The sequence below is a fragment of the Peptoanaerobacter stomatis genome, from assembly GCF_000238095.2.
GTDB lineage: Bacteria > Bacillota > Clostridia > Peptostreptococcales > Filifactoraceae > Peptoanaerobacter > Peptoanaerobacter stomatis_A.
In genome coordinates this window covers 15,741-34,177 of the sequence record NZ_JH815226.1, presented here as the reverse complement: position 1 = coordinate 34,177, position 18,437 = coordinate 15,741, and the positions used below count along the sequence as shown (strand labels likewise).

General features: G+C 28.2%; 16 protein-coding genes, 1 other RNA gene and 1 CRISPR repeat array. Of the genes, 15 read left to right on the top strand and 2 right to left on the bottom strand.

Annotated elements, in window-relative coordinates:
• Positions 1-64: 64 nt before the first annotated feature.
• Positions 65-824: direct repeats of the CRISPR family, unit length 30 nt; unit sequence ATAGTAAAATCACCAAATTGGAATGTAAAT.
• Positions 825-1,124: 300 nt separating this feature from the next.
• The 14 genes from HMPREF9630_RS08540 (at position 1,125) to ssrA (ending at position 15,538) form a co-directional block, all read left to right on the top strand.
• Positions 1,125-1,847, top strand: coding sequence for a DUF4241 domain-containing protein (locus tag HMPREF9630_RS08540; protein WP_009528178.1), 723 nt, complete (start codon positions 1,125-1,127; stop codon positions 1,845-1,847).
• 325 nt (positions 1,848-2,172) lie between these two features.
• The gene (locus HMPREF9630_RS08535; RefSeq protein WP_009528177.1) at positions 2,173-2,952 is read left to right on the top strand and encodes a leucine-rich repeat domain-containing protein; all 780 of its coding nucleotides are present in this window, start codon (positions 2,173-2,175) and stop codon (positions 2,950-2,952) included.
• Positions 2,953-3,331: 379 nt separating this feature from the next.
• On the top strand, positions 3,332-3,826 hold the full coding sequence (locus tag HMPREF9630_RS08530; protein WP_009528175.1) for a hypothetical protein: 495 nt from the start codon (positions 3,332-3,334) through the stop codon (positions 3,824-3,826).
• 414 nt (positions 3,827-4,240) lie between these two features.
• A complete protein-coding gene (locus HMPREF9630_RS08525; RefSeq protein WP_009528174.1) occupies positions 4,241-5,269 on the top strand; it encodes a hypothetical protein in 1,029 nt (342 codons plus the stop codon).
• Positions 5,270-5,415: 146 nt separating this feature from the next.
• Positions 5,416-6,279 (top strand): DUF2262 domain-containing protein, encoded by an 864-nt coding sequence (locus tag HMPREF9630_RS08520; RefSeq protein ID WP_009528173.1) that lies wholly within the window; start codon positions 5,416-5,418, stop codon positions 6,277-6,279.
• Between the two features lie 321 nt (positions 6,280-6,600).
• The gene (gene ahpC, locus HMPREF9630_RS08515; protein WP_009528172.1) at positions 6,601-7,164 is read left to right on the top strand and encodes an alkyl hydroperoxide reductase subunit C; all 564 of its coding nucleotides are present in this window, start codon (positions 6,601-6,603) and stop codon (positions 7,162-7,164) included.
• A gap of 226 nt (positions 7,165-7,390) precedes the next feature.
• Positions 7,391-9,022 (top strand): FAD-dependent oxidoreductase, encoded by a 1,632-nt coding sequence (locus tag HMPREF9630_RS08510; protein WP_009528171.1) that lies wholly within the window; start codon positions 7,391-7,393, stop codon positions 9,020-9,022.
• A gap of 155 nt (positions 9,023-9,177) precedes the next feature.
• Positions 9,178-9,876: a 5'-methylthioadenosine/adenosylhomocysteine nucleosidase gene (locus HMPREF9630_RS08505; protein ID WP_009528170.1), complete on the top strand. Its 699-nt coding sequence runs from the start codon at positions 9,178-9,180 to the stop codon at positions 9,874-9,876.
• A 159-nt stretch (positions 9,877-10,035) separates the two neighbouring features.
• Complete coding sequence (locus HMPREF9630_RS08500) at positions 10,036-10,539, top strand: GNAT family N-acetyltransferase (RefSeq protein ID WP_009528169.1); 504 nt, start codon at positions 10,036-10,038, stop codon at positions 10,537-10,539.
• A gap of 223 nt (positions 10,540-10,762) precedes the next feature.
• Positions 10,763-11,761 (top strand): tryptophan--tRNA ligase, encoded by a 999-nt coding sequence (gene trpS / locus HMPREF9630_RS08495; RefSeq protein WP_009528168.1) that lies wholly within the window; start codon positions 10,763-10,765, stop codon positions 11,759-11,761.
• Positions 11,754-12,215: a signal peptidase II gene (gene lspA / locus HMPREF9630_RS08490; protein ID WP_009528167.1), complete on the top strand. Its 462-nt coding sequence runs from the start codon at positions 11,754-11,756 to the stop codon at positions 12,213-12,215. Before trpS ends, lspA begins: the two co-directional genes overlap by 8 nt.
• A gap of 183 nt (positions 12,216-12,398) precedes the next feature.
• The gene (locus tag HMPREF9630_RS08485) at positions 12,399-13,304 is read left to right on the top strand and encodes an RluA family pseudouridine synthase (protein ID WP_009528166.1); all 906 of its coding nucleotides are present in this window, start codon (positions 12,399-12,401) and stop codon (positions 13,302-13,304) included.
• A gap of 9 nt (positions 13,305-13,313) precedes the next feature.
• Positions 13,314-14,774 (top strand): UDP-N-acetylmuramoyl-L-alanyl-D-glutamate--2,6-diaminopimelate ligase, encoded by a 1,461-nt coding sequence (locus HMPREF9630_RS08480; RefSeq protein ID WP_009528165.1) that lies wholly within the window; start codon positions 13,314-13,316, stop codon positions 14,772-14,774.
• A 405-nt stretch (positions 14,775-15,179) separates the two neighbouring features.
• Positions 15,180-15,538, top strand: a transfer-messenger RNA (tmRNA) gene (gene ssrA, locus HMPREF9630_RS10120).
• Positions 15,539-15,676: 138 nt separating this feature from the next.
• Here the strand turns inward: ssrA and HMPREF9630_RS08475 are convergent.
• Positions 15,677-16,225, bottom strand: coding sequence for an IS630 family transposase (locus HMPREF9630_RS08475; protein ID WP_009528164.1), 549 nt, complete (start codon positions 16,223-16,225; stop codon positions 15,677-15,679).
• The gene (locus tag HMPREF9630_RS08470; protein WP_009527519.1) at positions 16,207-16,704 is read right to left on the bottom strand and encodes a helix-turn-helix domain-containing protein; all 498 of its coding nucleotides are present in this window, start codon (positions 16,702-16,704) and stop codon (positions 16,207-16,209) included. The genes HMPREF9630_RS08475 and HMPREF9630_RS08470 overlap by 19 nt, the downstream gene beginning before the upstream one ends.
• Positions 16,705-16,998: 294 nt before the next feature.
• Between HMPREF9630_RS08470 and HMPREF9630_RS08465 the strand changes: the two genes are divergently transcribed.
• Entirely contained in the window at positions 16,999-17,631 is a 633-nt protein-coding gene (locus HMPREF9630_RS08465) for an alpha/beta hydrolase (RefSeq protein ID WP_009528068.1), read from the top strand.
• Positions 17,632-18,437: the final 806 nt, after the last annotated feature.

Genomic DNA, 18,437 nt, shown 5'->3' with positions numbered 1-18,437 from the left:
GTAAAATCACCAAATTGGAATGTAAATTCTTGTACATACTTTGAGAAATCAACTTTTTTCTCAAATAGTAAAATCACCAAATTGGAATGTAAATTTTGAAGATGAAGTTGAGTATGCAAAAAAAGTCCTTGATAGTAAAATCACCAAATTGGAATGTAAATTGACAATCCTACACTGATATCAAACTTCATCTTAATAGTAAAATCACCAAATTGGAATGTAAATTCAATAATAACTGTAACATTTTTATCTAATGCTCTTATAGTAAAATCACCAAATTGGAATGTAAATGTCAATGTTAACGCAGTTTTCAAGTTTTCTGCTTTCGATAGTAAAATCACCAAATTGGAATGTAAATTGCATTATATAATTTTAGATACAAATATATTTTTTGATAGTAAAATCACCAAATTGGAATGTAAATAAAGCCTTTTGCAAAGGATAAGAATTCTTTTCAGGATATAGTAAAATCACCAAATTGGAATGTAAATGATTTTGAGGAGATGAATGGAAATTCGTGGAATAATAATAGTAAAATTACCAAATTGGAATGTAAATATTTTAGAATACTATGAGCAGATAAAGAAAAAACAAGATAGTAAAATTACCAAATTGGAATGTAAATTTGTTCAAAAATCATAATAAGAATATGTGATAAATCATAGTAAAATTACCAAATTGGAATGTAAATGTTGTAAGTGCTTCCATTCTCATTGCTTCTATTCTTATAGTAAAATCACCAAATTGGAATGTAAATCGATATTTTTTATTCATCATAGTTTCCTTAGTTATCAATAGTAAAATCACCAAATTGGAATATAAATATTTCTAGGGCAAATTAATGCGCTTCTATCATTATTCCTTTGAGGTATTAAAAACATATCAGGAAGAATTTGCAAGATAGAAATATACTGAATTTAACAAAAGGAGAAAAATTAAAAATATTGTTTTGTTACAATATGTAGAAAATAGAGCATTTGAAAAAATAGAAAAAGTTCAAAAAAAGTACAGCAGTTTTTTAGTAAGTATGAAAAAAACTACCAAAGATATAATAAGGCTATAAAAATAGCATATTAAAAAGTGTTTGTTGTTTTTTTCTAATTAAATATATTTAAGGAGGTCTTATGGAAAGAATACAAGTATCAAAAGAGTGGATGCAAAAATATGAAGAAATTAAGAATTTAATGACATCATCTGTAAATTATGCACAGTGTTTTGGTATGAAAGAAATACAGGGAAAGGAAATTTTTGTTTTAGATATGGGAGAAGTGACTTTCCCCAGTGGAGAAATTTTGGTTAGAGATCCTTTAGTATGGCTCAATAGAAATGAAAAACCATATTTACAGTCTGTGCCTATAGGAAAATTTAAAGTGAATACATTAGTAGCCAAGATAGAAGAAGATCATTATAGATATGTGCTGAGCAGGGTTAAATTTACAGAAGAAATACCGGTTATTTACTATGAAGCATTAAAGGGAGATGAAAACTTAGATTCTTTTGAAGAAGATAGCATTTTTGGATTTCCAGTTGATGCAGGACTTGCGACAATAGTGGATGTTGAGACAAAAAACGCATATTGTGATTTTGTAGATAATTGGTATAAAAAAAATTCTGGCAAGAATATCTATGACGATTTTTTTGCAGCTATTTTTGAAAAAAATGCAATGGAAAATCCACTTTATCAGAGAGAGGGAGGAGATTGGATAAACTTTAGAATTCCAAATACGGACTTAAGTATTCCGATGATACAATCGGGATTTGGAGATGGGGTATACCCTGTGTATTTTGGATATGATAAGGATAACAATCTTTGTGATGTCGTTATTGAATATATTTATTTAGGATAGAGAGGTTTTATTAGAGAGAGCATTAAATAGGAGTTAATATTATATTCACCTTCAAAGTGTTTTAACATACGATTAATAAATAGAAGAAACTGTTAAAATATGGGAAGTAAGAAGAATACAAGAGACATTGTGATATAGGAATTCAAGTCTTGAAGAGTAATATTATCAAACATAAATTAATCATATAATTTTAAACATTTTGTTTTATGATACGATTAATTGATGTTTCGTGAACAATTTTGGATAAATTGAAAATTTAGGGAAAAGAAAATGAAGATAGAGAATAAATAAATAAAATTGTATACTGGTAGGAGAAGTTCCATAAATGGCTATTTTAAATGAAAAACAAATAAAATACGGATTTGACTACTGCCACCAAGATGAACCACAGGATAGATGTATTGTTGAAGTATCGGAATATAATGGAGAAAATGCGTTGACAATAAATTGTACCCAATTAGGTGACAGTTTTACACCTCAATATAAGACGGCAAAAGAGAAGAAGCGTATTTTGCACCAGTGGTGTGATTTTTTGTATTATAATACAACCGCATTCACAGAACTTACATTTTGTACGAGGATGCCACAGGAATTATTTGATGCTGTTTGTGCACAGCAAAATCTGAGAAAGTTATATATAAAATGGGGTGTATACCCAGACATTTCTAAGATTGCAAATCTTAAAAAACTTGAATATTTGCATTTGGGTTCAGGTGCAAGTGTAGGAAGTATAGAGCCTATTTCAAAATTAAAAAATCTGGTTGCTTTATCGGTAGAAAATTTTCAGAAAATTGATGATTATAGTCCGCTTGTTAATCTTAAAAATTTGGAGAGTCTTTCAATTGAGGGTGATTGTTTTGGATCTAAGTATATTCATATAAAATCTTTGAATTTTTTGAATAATATGAAACAATTAAGATTTTTTAGTTTTTTAACCGGAATAGTAAAAAGTAAAGATTATACGCCTATTTTAAGTCTTGAAAATGTAGAACATTTAACTCTTAGACCGTCTAAAGAGCTTAAAAACTTATATAGTGAGATAATCAGATTGCCAAAATTGAAATATGGTTTATTAGTTAATAAAGCTGAACTTTATACGAAATAGAAATTTTTGAGGTAATATATGAGGCTAATAGATAAAATTAAAGAAATTGAGAAATATATCTGTGAAAACTTTGAAGAATGGGACTTGGATGATCCTGTGGAAGAAGAATATTTTTAGGAATACCGAGAAATATCAGGAGTTTTTGAGGAAGATATATTATCGTTTGAGGAGAAATTTAATATAATTTTGTCTGATGATGTAAAAGCGCTCTATAGGTTGAGCAGTTAATTAAACAGTGTTATCTTAGGCTTTTTGAAAAATATATTATACCCAAAATAGATGGCGTGTTTTTATTGGATATAGTTATTAATTTTCAAACATAAATTAATTTAGGTACATTTGTGTTTATATTGTGAGTACATAAGAGAGGACATGGAGAATGGATATCACAAGTATTATTTATTTAAGCGTGCTTATAATGCTGGGAGTTTTTTTCGTTAACAAGATGTTTAATCCGCCTGTTGTACATGACTATAAATTAAAGACTATTGTTTTTACAAAAGAAGCAGAGAAGAGTCTAAAAACAACAGAGCGTGGCAAGCATATTTTTACTTCAAATGCAAAAAACAAATTGATACTGCCTTGGGAATTTGATCTTTGGACACAAGCGGATTTGTTTGAAAATGCGATTGTCCTAAAGAAATATAAAAAAGAGAAGGCGGTATATTTTTATGAATTATATGCCATACAACCTTTATTGGTGAATTCGCTTTTTGTAAAAGGTAAATACTTTGGATATGTTTTTATATTTAGAGATAAGAAGGAAATTATTTTAAAAAGCTGTGATATGTGCGATATGGATGTTTTTGTAAATAAACTATGTTCGCTCTTTCCCCCAGAAAAAAACGAAGCGATTATAAGAGATGTTGATTAAAAATCGTATTGGTAAGCTATATGAAAAATAATTTAACTAAACGTTGATTTAATGTGGTATTTGCAGAAATGCTGTTACTTTTTTTATCTTGTTAATTATCATAATTTTTTATAAGGTGCTTGTGAGAAAGCCTGCATTTTCTTGCAAATATATTGAAGATGAATATATTTGTGTTTCTGTTTTTTCGGATATCTTGATAGAATTATTGTTATGACGAAAGAAGAGATTAGGCAGTATTAAGCTGATGAATTATTCGAAAGTGTTGAATAAGGCTCTGTGCTTAGAAAGTATATGGCAATATGGATAACTATATAATTTTCTGTTACTACTATAGGAATATTAAAGAAAGATATGATGGATGAAGTAAAATGGAGAATTCATTTTGAAAATATATAAAAATAAGGAGGACCTCGTATGGGGGGAAGATTAATTTTTATCATAATGCTTTCTTTTTTAGGTATTATTTTTTTTGCAATTGTATTCAGAATGTATATTTATATGAAACGAACTGTTTCAGATGGAAAATCATTGATGGAAAAAGCGGTAAACGAACAGACAAATACTGAAAAAATGGGAATTAGGGAGTTTCTGATATATGCAGTTGCTATATTTGGAGCGTTATCATTTGCTTTGAAACTAATAAAACGAGGTGGTTCCGGTTTTTCTCTTTTGGCAAAATCTATAGTGCTACCACCACTTATGGCACTTTTTAACGCACGAAAGCGTAATGGAAGAACATTATTTGTGTGTACAGTTATTACAATATTTTCATTTTATCTGTTTATGATATATATTTTCATTGATATCCCACCTAAAGCGCCGGTTTTTACTATTAATGATACGGAAATTACTCTGGCACATACCACTGTTGCAAGTTTATTGTCAGATGGATTTGATATTTATATTAGACAGAATGATGCTCATAGAACTGATTATGAAAAATTGCTTTATTCCGATGATTTTGAGAAATATACTGCTAATCGAAGTATTCTTGTTGAAAAGGGCTTCCGAAGGAATAATGAATCTGTACCATATTCTTTGTACATTCTCGCAAAAGACGGTGTTGTAATTGGAACTATAGGTCTTTATGGTCACGAAACCAAGGATATTGTATTGGAGGACTGCAAAATAATCCATTTTAAACTTGATGAAAACTGTGTTGCGTCAGCGAGAGAAAATTCAATAATTTATAGTCTTAATGATATTAAACTGCTTGCTCCACTGAAGTTGGAAGAACTGCAAAAAACATTTGATAAAAAACTGTGGTTAGTTCCACCGGATGATCCTATAGATATAACACAGTTGCATTATGGAATAAAATGGTCAACTCGCAGTGATCATCTCTTTTGGAATGAATATTTTGCCTATATTAATTTTGATGAGAATAATAATATGACAAAATTTGAACTTTCAACTGAAGTGGCACGTGATTGGAAGAAATGATGAAAAAACAGGTCTTGTGATTACAAATAGTATATTTATATTAAATTATACTGTTTTTATTGATAAAGTCATATAATAGCATGTAAATAAAGGATTTGCATTATAAAAAATAAGAGCTTTTTAATAGTGTGGGAAGGTGTAAAAGTATGAGTAATTTATTGAAAAGATTGTTTGATAAAACGATAGAAGATTTTGACAAAGAATTTTGTGGAGAAACTGTTGAACTTTTGATTATTACTTTAAAAGGTGTGAATGGAGCGACGGTCTTAAAGAACGGTTATAAATTGCCATCTGTTCATTTTGCTGCATGTGTGAATATAGAAACAAAGGAATTTTCTGATGTAGAGGGGAGACTTGAATGGCTTGTAAGCCCTGAAGAAAGCAAAGAAAAAGGTTTGATTTATAGTTTTGAACCTTACAAAATACATCATATTAGATGTAGGAAGAGACCATTTATGACATTAGAGCCTTATATGGCAGAAGTAGCGAATAATTGCTATCGGCTACTGGAATATATTGGAGATGGTCAATCGGACAGCAGATTGGAAGAACTGATTGCAAAATATTTAAAACCGGTAGTAATCAAAGACTTAATAGGAGAATTTATATTAAACAGAGCGTATTCATGGTTTGAGGGAAGTATTGATTTCAATGGAAATAAAGTCAGCATTATGCTGAATTCAAATAAAAATGAAAAATTGCCTCCAAAATCTTTTTCTTACCTGAAAAAATTTGTTGAAGATATAGAAAATAGAGATTATAAAATACGTAAATTTATAGTAAAAGAGCTATGGGAAACTGCAAAGGACTGGATAGAGTCTGAGAGAGAAGCTGATGATTTAACAGAAGAATATTTTTATAATTCATTGTATCTTGAGGAGTTATCTATCAGTGAAGCGGGCGATTTGACATTATATTATGGAGACAAAGAGGAGATTTTTGCAGGTCATGCTATAGAAATTAATGTTAGAAAAAACGGTGAGATATATGGAGCGACATTAGTAGGTTAGTGAAATATTAAAAAAATATTTTTTTGTGATTAAAAATATATTATGAAGGTAATATTATAAATATGATATTGAAATATATTTTCAAAAACTTAAAGTTTATAAAAGTTTAAATATATAACTTTTGTGAACAAATATTTATCTTTCTGGTATTTAACATATATATTTATAATTGTGTTCAAATAAAATTTAAAAAGAATACAAAAAAAGATAATTTTTATATTGACATAATTACAATATTGTTTTATAATTAATACCATAAAAGTATATATTAAAAATTAGTATATTAATTAAAATAAATTTAATAATAGGGAGGATTTTTTTATGTCATTAATAAACAAAAAAGTTAGCGATTTTACAGTGAAAGCATTTAAGAATGGAGAATTTATAGATGTATCTTTAAAAGATACTCTTGGAAAATGGGCAGTATATTTCTTCTATCCAGCAGACTTCACATTTGTTTGCCCTACAGAACTTGAAGATTTGGCAAATAAATATGAGGATTTCAAAAAAGCAGGTGTTGAAATATATTCAGTTTCTTGCGATACTCACTTTGTTCACAAAGCATGGCATGACACATCAGATACTATAAAGAAAATACAATATACTATGCTTGCAGATCCTACTGCAAAACTTGCAAGAGATTTTGATGTTTATATAGAAAGCGACGGTTTGGCAGAAAGAGGAAGCTTCATAGTAAATCCTGAAGGAGAAATAGTAGCATACGAAGTAAATGCCGGCGGAGTTGGAAGAAATGCAGACGAATTATTCAGAAAATTACAGGCTTGCCAATTTGTTCACGAGCATGGCGATGAAGTTTGCCCTGCAAAATGGAAACCAGGTGAAAAGACTCTTAAACCAAGTCTTGATTTAGTAGGCCAACTATAATAATTTAAATATTAAGCTACATTATAGGCGTTTTTATGCCTATAATGTAGCTTAATTTGATATAAACTTTGTTTAATTTTAATAACTAACCGTTGATTTTAATTTATACTATGCTTAACAAAATAATTGAAAAATTTGTTTTCGGCTATTTAATCGTTTTTTTAAAGATATAAAAAAATTTTCTTAAATATTGCAAAAATATTTTATAAACATAAAAGGAGGAATTATGGCTAACAATAATTTATATGATTTGATAGTAATAGGCGCAGGACCTGCTGGGCTTACAGCAGCTATATATATGGCAAGAGCAAGATATAAAACATTGGTGCTTGAAAAATCTGATGTAGGCGGACAGATAACGATAACAAGTGAAGTTGTAAACTATCCCGGAATAAAAAGTACGGACGGAAAAGAACTTACACAGGAAATGGCAAAACAAGCAAAATCATTTGGAGCTGAAATAAAAACAGATGAGGTTGTAGACATTGATTTATCCGGAGATATAAAAAAGATAATCACAAAAAACAACACATATGAGGCGCTTACAGTAATAATAGCTACAGGTGCGAATCCAAGACAACTCGGTTTTGAGGGAGAAGCTAAATTTAAAGGACGTGGCGTTGCTTATTGTGCAACTTGCGATGGAGAATTTTTTACAGATAAAGAAATATTTGTAGTAGGCGGAGGTTTTGCTGCATGCGAAGAAGGTATGTTCCTTACAAGATACGGTAAACAAGTTACTATGATTGTAAGAGAAGATGATTTTACTTGTGCATCGTCAATAGCTGAAAAAGTAAAAAATCATGTTCCTAAGATAAATATTCATTTCAATACACAAGTAGAAGAGATAACAGGCGATAATTTTCCTAAAAAAGCTGTATTTGTAAATAATAAAACAGGTGAAAAATTCACTTATGAAGCTCCTGAAAATGATACATTTGGAACATTTGTATTTGCAGGATATGTTCCAAATACTTCTCTTATAAAGGGTAAGGTAGAACTTGACTCTCAAGGATATGTAATAACAGATGAAAATAGAGCTACAAATGTAAATGGAGTTTTTGCTGCTGGAGATTTGTGTGTAAAAAATTTAAGACAGGTTGTAACTGCTACAGCAGATGGAGCAATAGCAGCAACAAGTGCTGAAAAAATTGCTGCTCAAAAACATATTGAATTAAAAATAGAAAATTTATTTGATATAAGTAGAGTAAAAGTTGATGAAAATAACGAAGTAAAAAAAGTAGAGGCAAATGCGGGAGATGACAGCTTTATAACAGATGAAATGAAAACTCAACTTTCGGGAGTATTTTCTAAATTTGAGAGAAAATTAATTCTTGTAGCCAATGTAAATAACTCTGATTTGAGTAAAGAAATAAGCGGATTTTTGTCAGAACTGTCAGGAATATCAGATAATTTAACAATAAAAACAAAAGAGATTCCATCAGATGAAACAGCATTTATTTCATTAGAGACACAAGACGGTAAAGATACAGGATATAAGTTTGTGGGAGTACCCGGAGGACACGAATTTACATCTTTTGTTCTTAGCATATATAATTATTCAGGAAAAGGTCAAGCTATAGAAGAAAATCAAAGAGAAAAAATATCATCTATAAAAGAAGAAAAAAATATAAAAATAGTAGTTTCATTGAGTTGTACAAAATGTCCTGATTTAGTAATAGCTACATCTCAAATAGCAGGCAAATTGGAAAAATCAAAATTTGAAGTACACGACATAGCTTATTCTCAATATCTTAGAGAAAAATATAATATAATGAGTGTGCCTTGCATGATAATAAATGATGACAAAGTTATATTCGGTAAAAAGAACGTGGATGAAATATTGGAAGCACTATAATTAATTCTATATAAAATAGCTTTAAACTATGTTTTGCAGCATTGGTTTAAAGCTATTTTTTGTTATAGAGATTGATTTTATAATTTTTAGTTGATATAATATACTGTGTATTTTTATTTATGAATTTATTATATTAAAACTCATAGGAGAGATTTATGAAGAAAATAGGTATAATCGGAGCAATGCAGGAAGAGATAGATTCTCTTATAAAAATACTTGAAAATAGAAAAGAACAAAATTTGAATCATCTCACATTTTATGAAGGAGTTTATAATAATGTTGAACTTATAGTAGTGAGATGTGGTGTAGGTAAAGTTAATGCGGCTGTTTGTACTCAACTTTTAATAGATAAGTATAATCCGGATTATATAATAAATATAGGTGTGGCAGGCAGTGTATCTGATGATGTCAATATATGTGATATAGTTGTATCAACTCATTTAGTGGAGCATGACTTTGACTGTACAGCGTTCGGATATAAAAAAGGTGTTATACCGAGGTTGGATGACAGCGAATTTAAGGCAGATGAGTATTTGTTGGAACTTTCAAGAAAGTCTCAAACATCTCTTGCCAATAAAATAAGATTTTTTGAGGGTGTAATAGTATCAGGAGATATATTTGTAAGCTCAAAAGAAATAAAAGATGAACTTAAAAAGTTGCATAAAGCTATGTGTACTGAAATGGAAGGAGCTTCGATAGCACACGTTTGTTATCTCAACAACAAGCCGTTTTTAGTAATAAGGTCTATGAGTGATAAAGCTGACGGCAAAGCACCTGATAATTTTGAGCAATTTGTGATAGAATCTGCTGAAAATTCAAGGACATTTATACAAGAGATGATTGCTAATATGTAAAGATAAAATTTACTACAATTAACAAATTAAAAAGTATTTTAAAATACTTAAGTATATTATATTAAAATATTATTTAACAGATATCTATTGTTTAATTATATAATAGCATCAAAACTTAATGTAAAAATTATAAATTTCCTTGTATAAGGAGTTTTGTATATGAATATCGACATAAATTTTGTAAAGATAAAAGACGCAAAAGAAATCATTGAATACTGCAAACAGGTAGGTTCTGAAACCTATAATTTATCATTTGGTTCAGAAGGTTTAGGTATTTCTGTAAGCGAAGAAAAAAGAATTATACTTAATTTTTTACAAGATAAAAAAAGTATGATGTTTGTAGCAAGACATAATGGAAAAATAGTCGGCTTGGCTTCATACAGATCTATGCCAAGAAGATTTTCTCACAGAGCTGATATAGGAATAAGCATTTTAAAAGATTATTGGGGAAATAAAATTGCGACAAGGCTTATAGAAACTATGCTTGATTTTGCCCAAAATGTTGCAAGGTCAAAAGTAATTTCTCTCGAAGTTGCTACAGATAATATAAGAGCAATAAGACTATATGAAAAATTCGGATTTGAAAAAATAGGTTTGTTTAAAAAATATTTTAAAGTAGGAGATGAATTTTTGAACGCATATATAATGACTCTATATTTGTAAAGGTATATAAATGAAATATAATTTTGTTTAAACAATTTATGCTTAAGACATTTATATATAAAATTAAAACAATAGATTTGTTCGATAACTCAATTTTAAAAATTGATGAAAGTAATTGTAAAAACTAATATTAGAAAAGCTGTTTTTTTAAATCTGAAATTTTAGATATTTACAGTTATTGACTATAGGTAATCTAACAAATCTAATAAAAGGAGATACAAAATTGGAAGAAAAAAATATTATATTTTCAGGAGTGCAACCATCAGGAGAACTCACAATAGGTAACTATTTGGGAGCACTTAAAAATTGGGTAAAATTGCAAGATGAATATAAATGTTATTATTGTATAGTTGATGAGCATGCAATTACAGTTCCACAAGTGCCTAAAGACTTGAGAAGAATGAGTCTTGAAGTGCTTGCTAAGTATATTGCAAGCGGAATTGATGAGAACAAATCGTGTTTGTTTATGCAGTCTCATGTACCGCAACACGTTCAACTGATGTGGGTGTTAAATTCAATCACATATATGGGTGAATTGTCAAGAATGACACAATACAAAGATAAATCTCAAAAAAAAGCTGAAAATCTCAACGCGGCATTATTTACATATCCTGTGCTTATGGCGGCGGATATATTGCTTTACAATGCAAATTTAGTGCCGGTTGGTGAGGATCAACGTCAACATTTGGAAATTGCAAGAGATTTGGCAAACAGATTTAATTCAAAATATTCGGATACTTTTGTAGAACCTAAGATGTATACTTCAAAAGAAGGTGCAAGAATAATGAGCCTTCAAGAACCGACTAAAAAAATGTCAAAATCTGATGAAAATCCTAACGCTTATATTTCTATGGTAGAAGAAGATGATGTTATAAAATCCAAGATAAAACGTGCTGTAACAGATTCAGTAGGTAATATAGATTATAATGACGAACAGCTTGCAATAAAGAACTTAATAAATATTTATTCAGCGTATTCCGGGAAAAATGTACAAGATATAGTATCTATGTATGAAGGAAAAAATTACGGTCAATTTAAAAACGATCTTACAGAAGTCGTAATTGAAGGTATAAGACCGATAAGAGAAAGATATAAAGATTTGCTCAAAAACAAGGATCATTTACAGCAAATATACAAAAAAGGTGCTGAAGAAGCCAGATATGTAGCGAATAAGACACTTAGAAAAGTATATAGAAAAGTAGGTTTTGTAGAATATGAATAAAATTGATAAAAAAAGCATATTCTATATAATATTAGGGATATTTTTATTGATAATAGATCAAATAGTGAAAATCAATATAAAAGACAATATGGTAATAGGAGACAGCATAAAAGTTGTAAACGACTTTTTTTCAATAACATATGTACAAAACAAAGGAGCGGCATTTGGTATATTGCAAAATCAAAAATTTCTATTTTTAATCATAGGGATTGTTATGATTTTAGGACTTATATATATGTTTATAAAAGATGAAGATAAAATTACAAGATTATCAATCACTATGATAATATCCGGAGCATTAGGTAATATAGTTGACAGATTGAGATATGGATATGTTGTAGATATGTTTGATTTTCATGCAATATGGTCATATGTATTTAATGTAGCTGACATATGTGTGGTTTTAGGTATAATATTGATGAGTATAAGAGTATTTACAGACAGAAGAATTTGATTTAATTTTTAGTTGAGTATTTTGAAGTTTTTATGGTATTTTTGCATTTAGCTGTTATACTAAAATCTATTTGAAAATAATAATCTATCAAAAATAATATAAAAATAGTAATATTCAAATTATTATACAATCTTTTATCTATTATGGTAAATAAAAAACAACCTATAATTACAAGGAAATTCAATGCAAAAAATAATAGAAGTAGATGAAAATTCTCAAGGCAAAAGACTTGATATATATTTGAGTGAAAAATTTAATGAGCTGTCCAGAAGCAGAATAAAAAAACTTATTGAAGAAGAGTTTATTTTATTAAACGATAAATCTCAAAAACCAAGTACCAAATTAAATATAAATGATGTTATTACAGTAAAAAAATTTTCTGATGAAAAAAAGGAAATAATATCTCAAAATATAGCACTTGACATAGTATATGAAGATGATGATGTGCTTATAATAAATAAGCCGAGAGGTATGGTTGTGCATCCTGCAAACGGAAACTATGAAAACACACTTGTAAATGCGCTGCTGCATTATTTAGGAGATAATTTATCATCTGTAAATGGAATCGAAAGAGCAGGTATAGTTCATAGAATAGATAAAGATACATCAGGTTTATTATTAGTTGCCAAAAATGATAAAGCGCATATACATTTGGCGGAGCAACTTAAAAATCATACTATCACAAGAAAATATACACTCATATGCCATGGCATTATAGATGAAACTATGACAATAGAAACTATGATTGGAAGAAATCCTAAAAACAGGCTCCAAATGGCAGTAGTTAAAGAAGGTAAATATGCACATACAACTATAAAACCTATAGAACTATTTGATAAATACACATATGCTGCAGCAATACTTAAAACAGGACGAACACATCAAATAAGAGTGCATTTAAAATATATAAATCATCCGATAGTTGGCGATACTACTTATTCAAATTACAAAGAGAAGATAAATGGGCAGTTATTACACGCAGGATTGTTAGGGTTTATACATCCGACAACACAACAATATCTTGAATTTACAGTAAAAGAACCGGATATATTTATAAAAGAATTGAAAAAATTAAGAACAAAAATCTAAGGGAAAGATATGAATTTACAAAAACTTATAACAACGTTAAAGATAAAAAATATAACAGGAAAAACAGATGTAGATATACAAGATATAGTATATAATTCAAAATTTGCAAGAGAGAATACAGTTTTTGTGGCACTTATAGGAATGAGTGTAGACGGACATGAGTATATACAAGATGCATATGATAAAGGAGTTAGAGTTTTTATAGTATCAAAAGAAACAGATATTAAAGGCTGTGATATAACTCTAATAACAGTAGAAGATACAAGAGATGCACTTGCAAATATATCGGACGTGTTTTTCTGTTCACCATCAAAAAATATTGCTGTAATAGGAATAACAGGCACAAAAGGTAAGACAACTGTATCCAATTATATAAAACAGACTTTGGACAATTCAGGTATAAATTGTGGAGTTATTGGAACCAACGGAATATTTTTTGCAGATAAAAGTATAAAGACAGTCAATACCACTCCTGAAAGCTATGAAATACAAAAATATTTGAGACAAATGGTGGATGAAGATATAAAAGTGCTTGCTATGGAAGTTTCATCAAGTGGTATAATGATGAAAAGGGTTAATTATATAGATTTTGATTATGCTATATTTACCAATCTTACACCGGATCATATTGGAGAAAAAGAACATCCGACATTTGAACATTATGTAAAATGCAAATCACAGTTATTTTCTATGAGCAAGTATTCAATAATAAACCAAGACGATGAAAAATCAGACATTATGAAAGAAAATTCAAACGAGTATATGACGTATTCAATAGATAAAGAGAGTGATTTAAAAGCTGAAAAAATAATATTTCCATCATCAATATCAGATATAAAAACATATTTCAATGTAGATAATAAAGAATATATAGTAAATTCTTTCGGTAAATTCGGAGTGTATAATGCACTTTGTGTTATAGCAGTATGCAAAAAATTAGGATTATCTGAATTGCAAATAAAAAATGGATTATCTAAAGCACACGTCAAAGGCAGATTGCAGATACTTAATATAATAAAAAATACACCGATAATAATAGATTATGCACATAATGAAGTAAGTTTGGAAAACATATTAAAGACTATAAAAGTGTTGAGTCCGAAAAGAATAATAACTATGTTCGGTTCGATAGGCGAAAGAGCAAAGCACAGACGTATAGAACTTGCTGAGGTATCATCGAAATACAGCGATATAATAATTGTGACTTCAGATAACCCGGATAAAGAAGATATGAAAAGTATAATAGATGAAATAGTAAGCCATATATCAGAAGATAAATTGAAAAATACTTATACTTATATTAATAGAGAAGATGCAATAAAAAAAGCGATAGAAATCTCTCAAGCAGGTGATATAATTGTATTGGCAGGAAAAGGACACGAAGAATATCAACTTATAAATGGCGTAAGAGAACATTTTTCAGACGAAGAGCAGGCTGTAAAATGGGCAAAAATTATAAAAAATGTATAGGTTTTGTAATAGCAAAGAAATATTTTTTAATCAAATGTAACATTGAAAAATATTTCTTTTTATGTTAATATAATCAAAGATATAAAATATTTTTATAGTTTTTATGAATGTTATATATTGTTTTTTTGTACCACAATATAGTAGAAATATGTATATATTTAATTCAAATTTTGCATATTAAATATGCAGTGAAAAATAAAAATATAAGCATATATAACTTAAACAAAACCTACAATTTGAATAAATTTTAGTATTACTTTAAAAAATTATATTAATTTATGAAATGATTTTGTTATTTACCATAGTGTATTGAGAGCAAGCTGATAAATATTGTATCATATAATATTTTTATTGGATAGGGGTATAAAACATATATTATAGTAAGTTTAAAAATATTTAAAACTTGGGGATGTACTGGTTTCGACAGGGTTTTGAAGTATTTGGTAGCGAGCCGTGGAATTTATCTCTTAATCACACGTTAAACTTAGAGATATTAAATATAAACGCAGAAGATAATTTTGCAATAGCTGCCTAATAGTTGCAGCTCGTCTTACTGAGAATTCCTGCGACTTGGATAAGGCGTCGTAAGCAGGCAACCTTTCTTATAGCTAACTGGAATAAGAATTGTACAATTCAGTTGTAGCGATGAAATAGTTGTGATATCAAGGCAGTTTCAAAGCGAAAATAAATATTGATATCTACGCTCGTAGAAGCTGGATATGGATGGATTTTGGACATGGGTTCAATTCCCATCATCTCCACCAAAAAGAAAAATAACCTATTGAAATTAAGCCTAAACAGCTTACATCAATAGGTTTTATTATTTGTTAAGAGTTGTAGTTTTATGGGTTTTTATACTATTTTTTGAGTTTTAAGCAACACTGATTTATACTAAACTCTATTTAAGCTATGGATTTTATCCACTCTCTTCTTGTGATACTTTTTACCATATCTTTTGTTAATAAATTTATTGTGTCACATAATCTGTCTACTACTTCATTTAGTGTTCTAAATACTTCATTTTTGAATCCCATCTGACGAATTTGTTTCCATATTTGCTCTATGGGATTCATCTCTGGTGTATATGGTGGTATATGTGTTATCTTTATGTTTTGAGGTATTTTTAATGTCTTTGATTTGTGCCATATTGCCCCATCACATACTAATAATATTATATCTTCTTTATATTCTTTCGATAATTCTTCTAAAAATACGTTCATATTATTTGTATCACAGTATGGCATTACTAAAAAGAAGTTTTCTCCTGTTTGTGGTTCTACTGCTCCATATGCGTATTTATATTCTCTTATGTGATGACATGGTACCTCCGCTCTTACATCCTTTGTGCACCAACAATACTTTGGTTTGCTTATCCTTCCAAAACCTGCTTCATCTTGAAACATTATTCTTACTATTTTATCAGGGTAAACGTTTAATAACTCTTCTGCCATACTGTTAATTTTTTTGAGGCTTCTATTACCTCTTGATTTGCTTTCTTCGGATGTCTACTTCTTGGCATTACTTTTCTCCACCCATGTCTTTTTAGAACATAGTATATTTGTGCTGTTCCTATACTATGTCCTACTATTTTTACATATTCTTCTTCTATTTCTTTGACTGTTATTATCTGTCCTTTTTTGCCTTTTTCTTCAAATTTTTTTAACATTTCTTCTTCTTGCTCAAATGTTAGATTTCTATGATTTCCTTTTTGCCCCTTGCTTAAAAGTCCTTCTATTCCTTCTTTTACGTATTTGCATATCCAGTTATTTACTACTTTAATTGAGGTATCAAGTTTTTCAGCTATTTCTTTATTACTTTTCCCTTGTCCTCTTAATTGTATAGCATGTAGTCTTTTATCTTCTTTTTTATCTTTAATTGTATTTCTCATTTCGCTTATTTTTTTCGCTTCTTCTATACTAATTTTATGCATTTTTTTCACCCTATATTAGTATATCATATTTTATGAAATATATCCATAGTTCTATTAGATTTTAGTATTATATAAAAAATAGGGAGGTTTATGCTTCTAAAAACATTTAATTATTTTTGTAGTTTTGGTTTTATTATCTTACTAACCTTATGAGTACATGTTATACTAAAATCTTATAGAATAATGGAAAAACGTAATAATTAATTTTTTAATAAACTATTTATATTAATGTTATGTAATTATATAAGCTGTCCATAATTTCATTAGAAAATTGTATTACCAGGGAGAAGGAGTATGAGAAACACTAAAAAATCAAAAGTTCTTATTATCCATGGATGGTTACACTCTTCAAAAAGATATGCTGAATTAGGAGCAAAATTATCTAAATATGCAGATGTAGATATTTATGAGTTTGCGGGATTTGGAGATACAAAATATACATCTGCAAAATTAGATATTTTAAATAATTATGTTGAGAAGTTAAATAACTATTTAATTAATAAAAAATACGATCTTGTTATTACACATTCTATGGGTGGAAATATTTTATTAAAAGTACTTAATGAATATAAACATAATATAAAATATGTAGTCTTATCAAACACAGCTTATAATGGGCTTCCTATTCTAAAGCCGATAGCATGGATAATTCCAATGACAATAGTATTATTTATAGTGTCAAAAATAATCCCTAAAAAAATTATAAAACCTATATTTAGCAGAATATCTTTATTGACAGTTAATGAATTAAAATATTTTGATGATATTATGTTTAATGATGCTTTAAAAGCAAATTCTTTTGTTGCAAGTATTACATTATTTCAACTTGCTTTTGATAAGTTTACATTTATACTATTTTCTAATAAAATTATGGATAACTTGTATAATTATATAAAATTAATATACATAGTCTACCAGAAAAATTAATTGTTATTATTTTCCATTATTCTATAAGATTTTAGTATTAAAACAAGTGACATAAATAAAGACATTAATTTTATAATAACATATAGTGAAAATGATAGGATTATTCCATTAAAAAATACTAAAAAATTAATATGTGACTTATCGAATCCTGTAGTAATTAAATTTGATAAAATAGGTCATACAGTAGCATTAGAAGCAGAGAAAGAATATTTTAAACAAATAAGTAAATTATTAGAAAGTAAGGTTTAAATTGTCAATATTTACAAACTATAGTAAAAGAAAGGCATAAATCAAAGCTATTGGATATATATGAAAATATAAATATAAAATATATACCGCCATATAAAACAGAGATGAATCTTATAGAATAAATATGGAACCAAATAGGTTAGTGATGAAGTATTTAAAATATTAAATGATATAGTAAATAGATTATGTAATGCGATAAATTTATTAACAAAAGATATGGTAAAGAGTATTATACATAAAGAGACCTAAAAATCAAGGCTTTAAAGGAATAATTGCATTTGCTGAGATTAGCTTTTTTTGTTATTGACTTTATTAAAATATGATAGTATTATTATCAATATAATATGGCTGATATTAAGTTTAATTGACGGATGTCATTATTTCAGTTTTTTATTTGCAATACATATATTTGTTAAATTAATGGAGAATATAAATTTTATTTTTATTATATAATGCAGATATTTGTTTGGTTTATTAGAAAAATCAATATATTTTTTATTCAGAACTTTAAATTCCAAGTGAATATTAAAAATAAAGATAACGTTTTTGTAATTTTG

Excerpts from the sequence above, each read along its gene's own strand:
- HMPREF9630_RS08485 (WP_009528166.1), top strand. The coding sequence starts at position 12,399 with ATGCAAAAAATAATAGAAGTAGATGAAAATTCTCAAGGCAAAAGACTT.
- HMPREF9630_RS08535 (WP_009528177.1), top strand. The coding sequence starts at position 2,173 with ATGGCTATTTTAAATGAAAAACAAATAAAATACGGATTTGACTACTGC.
- lspA (WP_009528167.1), top strand. The coding sequence starts at position 11,754 with ATGAATAAAATTGATAAAAAAAGCATATTCTATATAATATTAGGGATA.
- HMPREF9630_RS08505 (WP_009528170.1), top strand. The coding sequence starts at position 9,178 with ATGAAGAAAATAGGTATAATCGGAGCAATGCAGGAAGAGATAGATTCT.
- HMPREF9630_RS08520 (WP_009528173.1), top strand. The coding sequence starts at position 5,416 with ATGAGTAATTTATTGAAAAGATTGTTTGATAAAACGATAGAAGATTTT.
- HMPREF9630_RS08530 (WP_009528175.1), top strand. The coding sequence starts at position 3,332 with ATGGATATCACAAGTATTATTTATTTAAGCGTGCTTATAATGCTGGGA.
- HMPREF9630_RS08525 (WP_009528174.1), top strand. The coding sequence starts at position 4,241 with ATGGGGGGAAGATTAATTTTTATCATAATGCTTTCTTTTTTAGGTATT.
- HMPREF9630_RS08500 (WP_009528169.1), top strand. The coding sequence starts at position 10,036 with ATGAATATCGACATAAATTTTGTAAAGATAAAAGACGCAAAAGAAATC.
- ahpC (WP_009528172.1), top strand. The coding sequence starts at position 6,601 with ATGTCATTAATAAACAAAAAAGTTAGCGATTTTACAGTGAAAGCATTT.
- HMPREF9630_RS08470 (WP_009527519.1), bottom strand. The coding sequence starts at position 16,704 with ATGCATAAAATTAGTATAGAAGAAGCGAAAAAAATAAGCGAAATGAGA.
- HMPREF9630_RS08510 (WP_009528171.1), top strand. The coding sequence starts at position 7,391 with ATGGCTAACAATAATTTATATGATTTGATAGTAATAGGCGCAGGACCT.
- HMPREF9630_RS08540 (WP_009528178.1), top strand. The coding sequence starts at position 1,125 with ATGGAAAGAATACAAGTATCAAAAGAGTGGATGCAAAAATATGAAGAA.
- HMPREF9630_RS08465 (WP_009528068.1), top strand. The coding sequence starts at position 16,999 with ATGAGAAACACTAAAAAATCAAAAGTTCTTATTATCCATGGATGGTTA.
- HMPREF9630_RS08480 (WP_009528165.1), top strand. The coding sequence starts at position 13,314 with ATGAATTTACAAAAACTTATAACAACGTTAAAGATAAAAAATATAACA.
- HMPREF9630_RS08475 (WP_009528164.1), bottom strand. The coding sequence starts at position 16,225 with ATGGCAGAAGAGTTATTAAACGTTTACCCTGATAAAATAGTAAGAATA.